At 71.7% G+C, this 2,823-nt stretch carries 4 protein-coding genes; 1 reads left to right on the plus strand and 3 read right to left on the minus strand.

The features are described 5' to 3' along the window. Window positions 1–87 precede the first annotated feature (87 nt). Window positions 88–537: an endonuclease domain-containing protein gene (locus VJS38_RS19275; RefSeq protein ID WP_324089767.1), complete on the plus strand. Its 450-nt coding sequence runs from the start codon at window positions 88–90 to the stop codon at window positions 535–537. Window position 538: 1 nt separating this feature from the next. Here VJS38_RS19275 and VJS38_RS19280 read toward each other — a convergent pair whose 3' ends face one another. The 3 genes from VJS38_RS19280 to VJS38_RS19290 form a co-directional block, all read right to left on the minus strand. After that, window positions 539–901 carry a DUF1318 domain-containing protein gene (locus VJS38_RS19280; RefSeq protein WP_324089768.1) on the minus strand — a complete coding sequence of 121 codons (363 nt, stop codon included), beginning with the start codon at window positions 899–901 and terminating at the stop codon, window positions 539–541. Window positions 902–913: 12 nt separating this feature from the next. After that, window positions 914–1,054: a YnbE family lipoprotein gene (locus VJS38_RS19285; protein ID WP_414692469.1), complete on the minus strand. Its 141-nt coding sequence runs from the start codon at window positions 1,052–1,054 to the stop codon at window positions 914–916. A gap of 94 nt (window positions 1,055–1,148) precedes the next feature. Continuing rightward, window positions 1,149–2,823 (minus strand): intermembrane phospholipid transport protein YdbH family protein (locus VJS38_RS19290; RefSeq protein ID WP_324089770.1); only part of this gene is annotated, 1,675 nt, incomplete at its 5' end.

Consider the following 2,823-nt stretch of genomic DNA (forward strand, 5'->3'; position numbering starts at 1 on the left):
CCTCCCCCGCGAAGCGGCGGGAGGGGGACCGCGCGCCGAGCGAAGCGAAGAGCGCGGGGTGGAGGGGGCAAGCCAGGGGCTCAGACCTTGAGACGGACGCTGATCGCTAACCGCGCGCGGGATCTTCGCAAGAATATGAGCGAACCCGAGGCGATGCTCTGGTCGCGATTGCGCGGACGCTCGGCCGACAGGCCAACCTTCCGACGCCAGCATCCCTTCGGCTCGGTGATCCTCGACTTCTACTGCCCTTCTGCGCGCCTCGCCGTCGAGGTCGACGGCTCGACGCATTGGGACGACGAGGCTCGTGCGCGCGATGCGGCGAAGGACGCCTGGCTGGCTCGACAGGGTGTGACGGTGCTCCGCATTCCGGCGTCGGCGATCTATCGGAGCGTGAACGCGGCGGCGGACGGGATCCTGCTGCAGGCGTCCGAGCTGAGAGTGGCGGAGGCACAACGAACGAGGCCTGCCCCCTCCACCCCCCGCTCTTCGCTCCGCTCGGCGAGCGGTCCCCCTCCCGCCGCTTCGCGGGGGAGGTAGATTACTTCCGCGTCCAGCCGCCGCCGGCGGGCTTGAAGTACTGGCCGCCGGGGATGCGCGGCTGGATGGCGTTGACGAAGGCGCTCGCGCCGGCGGCCGCGGGCGTGGCGCCCGACTTGGCGGCCGCCTGGCGGTAGACCTCGGCGCGGCCGGCGTTGATCTCGGCGACGGCCGAATGGAGGGCCGGGTCGCCGCCGCCGGCGACGAAGCCCAGGAAGCCGTCGGCCTGCTCGCCGACGATGCCGGCGGCCTTCGCCGAATCGACCGCGGCCTTGGCCTGGGCGGACTGGGCGACGGCGGCTGCGGGAAGCGCCAGCGCCGCCAGAACCGCCGCGGCCACGCCCATGATGTCTTTGGTGTGCATCTGCATTCGTACCTAGAAGAGGTTCGGATTCTTCTGGATCAGGTCCTTCACTTCCTGATCCAGGCGCAAGCGGACGTCGGCGTCCAGCTTGGCGTAGATGGTGATCGGCTTGACGTCGACCGTCACCGTGGGGGCGCAGGCTGCGGGACCCATGCCCAGCAGCGCCAGCGCTCCAAGGCCGGCCAGGGTCGGCGACTTGCCGCTCATGTGATCTTCTCCGTTGGTCTCACCGTCCCATCCTTGCGCGTCACGGCTGAACCTTGGCTGAACCGTGCAGGCGGCGGAACTCGGCGTAGTCGGACAGCAGATCGTCCAGGTTCAGCGTCGTGTCCAGGGTGAGATTGACTCCGGTCCCCGACGGCAGCGGCAGTTGGCGGTTCAGGAATTTCTTCTGGATCAGGTCCAGCAGCGAAAGCCGGATCACCTGGCGCTGCGGCGGATCGTGCCGGCCGACGATGTGGAACAGCACCGCCAGGCGCCCGTCCGGCCGGCTGTTCACCTCGGCCGAGAGCGTCGAGAAGGCCAGGTTCTCCATCGCCTGGTAGGCGAAGTCGCTGAAGGTGTCGGTGGAGGCCTCCGGTTGGACCTCCTTCGGCACGCCGGTGGTCTCGACCGATCCCTTTGCATCGACCGCGCCGAGCGCGCTGCGCTGGATCGACAGCCGTCCGGGCTCGACCGCGTGCAGGCTCCCGCCCTCGATCCGCACCTTGTCGCCGTCGAGGGTGAAGGGCACGCGGCCGCTGACCTTGGCGGTGAGATCGACCTTGTCGCCGAAGGGCGAGGCCTCGACCAGGTCGTGCAGCTGCATCCCGTCCAGCTCGACGACGCCGCGGATCGGCTGCTTCGGGTCGAGCGGCGTCAGCAGGCTCACGATGCGGATCAGGCCGCCGCCGATCGCCGCCTCACCGTCCGTGACCCGAAGCGCGTCGGGCTGCAGGCCGAAGACGACCCGGCCGTCCGTGATCGCGCCCAGCGGCGAGGCGATCTGCGCGACCTTCAGCGCCTGGCCGGGCGGGGCGACCAGCGGCGCGAGGCTGGAGAAGGCCACCTTGCCGGAGAGGCCGGCGACCTTGCCGCCGGGGCTCAGGAAATCCAGGCGCGGGACCTCCAGGACGCCGGAGCTGGACTGAGTTTGGGGCGTCCAGGCGAAGCCCCCGGTGAAGCGGGCCTGGCCCTCCGCCGGCGAGCCGATCGAGGCGGCGAGCGGCGAAAGCGCGGCCGGCTGGAGCCCGCCGGGTGCGAACGTCAGCGTGCCGGTCTCGACGTCGGCCCGGCCGCGTCCGCTCAGCATCTCGTGCTGCAGGGCGATGGTGGCCAGCGGCCGGCCGGCGCCCTCGCGCACGCCGAGCTTGCCGGTCCAGCGGTTGCGCGCCAGCTGCATCTGGCCGGACAGCCCGACCGGGTTGAACCGGGTCTGGGGCGCAGCGTCGGTCACCTCGGCGCCCGTGACGGTCATCTTCGCCTGCAGCTCGCCGCCGTGCGAGGCGAGGTCCATCAGGCCCGCGCCCTTGGCGACCTTGGCCTGCAGGAAGGGGACCTCGGCGGAGGTGTTTTCGGCCCGGCCGAGAATGCGCCAGTCGCCGCCGCCGATCGACAGCAGCGGCCCGCCGGCGGGACAGAGACGATTGGCGAAGTCGCGGGCGTCATTGGCGCCGAAGTTCAGCCGCTTGGCGCTCACCAGGGCGCAGCGGTCGCCGGTGAAGCTAAGGGTCCGGCCCGCCAGCCGCAGCGCGCCGGAGGCGTCGAAGGTCCCCTGCTCGATCGGGCCGATCGACAGCGCGGCCTTGATCCGCCCGCTCGCGGTCGCCCCGTCGGTGGTGAGCGCGACGCGGCTGATGACGGCGTCCACCTTCGGCAGGCCGCCGCCGGCCACGCTCAGCCGCCAGCCGGCGCCCGCGGGCGCAAGCGTCGCCGCGCCGCCG

Origin of the sequence: Phenylobacterium sp., from assembly GCF_035276905.1 — a bacterium.
GTDB lineage: Bacteria > Pseudomonadota > Alphaproteobacteria > Caulobacterales > Caulobacteraceae > Phenylobacterium.

Excerpts from the sequence above, each read along its gene's own strand:
- VJS38_RS19280 (WP_324089768.1), bottom strand. The coding sequence starts at position 901 with ATGCACACCAAAGACATCATGGGCGTGGCCGCGGCGGTTCTGGCGGCG.
- VJS38_RS19285 (WP_414692469.1), bottom strand. The coding sequence starts at position 1,054 with ATGGGTCCCGCAGCCTGCGCCCCCACGGTGACGGTCGACGTCAAGCCG.